Raw genomic sequence first — 2,185 nt, 5'->3', positions numbered from 1 at the left:
AGACAGATAACTTGCTTGCAGGAATTTCCTGGACGCGATTAAAACTTTTCTAGTCTGTGAAATCCCATCAGTGCTAACAGCAAGGAGATATATGACTCCTTGCTGTTGATTTTTTAAAGGATAGAGTGTATTGGCAACATTGACACTGTGTTGTTTGACAAAACGGGAACCTTGACGGCAGCACTGCCGCGGCTTGACCAGATAGCTCTGACGAGCGGTGACTGGCTACCCGCTGCCTTACTGGCTGTTTTTACCTCTATAGCGGATTTTGGCATTAATGCTATGCTGCATAAGGGGTCGTCGAATAGATTTATTCTTGGCGCAGATACTACCTTCAGGAGGTGGTGTGATGTATTGGATGCTCATGCGTCCCGCTATTGGCTGGGGCACTTTCCTGCTTGTCCACGCCATTGGAATTCCACTCGTCTACGGATTAGGTAAAGCCTGCGGGGCTAAAGAAGCTACCCGTAAACTAACCGGTGAATCCCAACACCCATAAATACCAAAACCCTCCTGCTTTATTGCGGAGGGTTTTGGTATTTAATCGTTATTTTTTTTCGGCGTTGTCCGTCTTTTCCGTGGCGCATCCGGGCCAATCTCTCCTAGCGGGACTTCAAGCCCATCCTGAGGTATCTCTATACCAATACCCTCAGAACTCGTCAGTTCTGCACCTGATAGCCCTGCGTCCACCAAGGGGTCTGTTGTGCGAAGCTCTTTCGCTTCTTCCACAATCTCAGTAAACCCGTCCCGAATGGATTTGGCCTTTTCTTTCATGTTCAGTACCCCGACGGTAGTGGCAACGGCCATACGGCGTCCCTTAACCTTTGCACACGAGCGGAGTGATTTTAGTGAGTCGTCAGAACAAGAACACTGACTTGTCTGGCGTGCCTCTGCAACAATGTCGGTAGCCTCGGCTCGCAGCCTGGCTGTTAGATTTTTCACCCCATCGCCAACAATTAAGGCTCCCTTTGTTGCTTTAACCGCAACAGTCCGTAACCCATGCCGGACCGGGACCAGAGTCAGAGCAAGCACCGCACCGCCAGCAAGCAATAATGCGGGTGAGCTTCTACTAATTATCCGTGCTCCGATACGAAAAATGTTCATAAAGCACCTCCTCATACTTATTTTAATGTTCCCGTAGTATGAGGGTTTATGTGTTTGTTAGTCATGATCACCACAAAAGAATTATTTTAGATGTAAGATGTTTTTAAATGCTGCTCTCTGGCATGCCGCTCCAAAGCTAACTGGATTAGCTTGTCAATTAGCGCTGGATAGCTTATACCGCTGATTTCCAAAAGCTTGGGATACATGCTAATTTTAGTGAAACCGGGAATGGTATTGATCTCATTGATTACTGCTTTATTATCTGGTGTTAAGAAAAAATCTACTCTGGCCATTCCTTCGCAGCAAAGCACCTTAAAGGCCTTGATCGCGATATCCTGGACTTCTTTCTCCACTTCATGCGGGATCTTGGCTGGAATTTCCAGAATAGCCCCATTCTCATCTATATATTTTGCTTCATAAGAGTAGAATTCCTGCTGAGCGATAATCGCTCCAATCCGGGAGGCTACTGGTGTCTCATTACCTAAAACAGCGCACTCCACTTCCCGGCCTGCTATAAACTCTTCAATTAATACCTTTGTATCAAATCTAAATGCCAATTCAACAGCTTTTAAAAACTGTTCCTCGTTCTTTACCTTACTAACGCCAACAGAGGATCCGGCATTTGCCGGCTTAACAAAAAGAGGTAAGCCCAGATACCGTGAAATCTCGTTAAAGTCTAACTGATCCAGCTCCCACTTATAAACAACCCGGAATTTAGCAATCGGAATACCCGCATCCCGTAGCAGCCGCTTGGTAACATCTTTGTCCATGCCAACAGCCGATCCCAATACCCCGGCCCCGACAAAAGGAACATTCGCCAATTTCAGCAGCCCCTGAACCGTACCGTCCTCACCAAAAGGACCGTGCAGAATGGGAAATATAACATCAACACTGCCGCTTGTATTGGTACCGGTAATATGTAAAAGTTTTTCGCTTTCCTTGCCAGGAACTAAAACAACATCTTTTCCTGTTTTACTTAACGCAATAGATTTCGGATCATTACTATTTAATAAAAACTGCGAGCTGTCATTTAAGTGCCATTGCCCGGTTTTATCTATCCCAATAAGTGTCACATCATATT

General features: G+C 45.8%; 3 protein-coding genes. 1 reads left to right on the top strand and 2 read right to left on the bottom strand.

The annotated features are described in order from the left end of the window. Nucleotides 1-349: 349 nt before the first annotated feature. Nucleotides 350-499, top strand: coding sequence for a hypothetical protein (locus VN379_RS13305; protein ID WP_325534591.1), 150 nt, complete (start codon nucleotides 350-352; stop codon nucleotides 497-499). A gap of 41 nt (nucleotides 500-540) precedes the next feature. On the opposite strand, the gene VN379_RS13300 is transcribed toward VN379_RS13305, so the two are convergent. Beyond that, the gene (locus tag VN379_RS13300; RefSeq protein WP_325534589.1) at nucleotides 541-1,104 is read right to left on the bottom strand and encodes a hypothetical protein; all 564 of its coding nucleotides are present in this window, start codon (nucleotides 1,102-1,104) and stop codon (nucleotides 541-543) included. A gap of 86 nt (nucleotides 1,105-1,190) precedes the next feature. Beyond that, a partial coding sequence (gene ddlA, locus VN379_RS13295) for a D-alanine--D-alanine ligase (RefSeq protein WP_325534587.1) occupies nucleotides 1,191-2,185 on the bottom strand: 995 nt, incomplete at its 5' end.

Source organism: Sporomusa sp. (assembly GCF_035561255.1).
Classification (GTDB): domain Bacteria; phylum Bacillota; class Negativicutes; order Sporomusales; family Sporomusaceae; genus Sporomusa.
The sequence above is the reverse complement of the archived record's forward strand: the minus strand, read 5'-3'. Positions and strand labels throughout refer to the sequence as shown.

Excerpts from the sequence above, each read along its gene's own strand:
- VN379_RS13300 (WP_325534589.1), bottom strand. The coding sequence starts at position 1,104 with ATGAACATTTTTCGTATCGGAGCACGGATAATTAGTAGAAGCTCACCC.
- VN379_RS13305 (WP_325534591.1), top strand. The coding sequence starts at position 350 with ATGTATTGGATGCTCATGCGTCCCGCTATTGGCTGGGGCACTTTCCTG.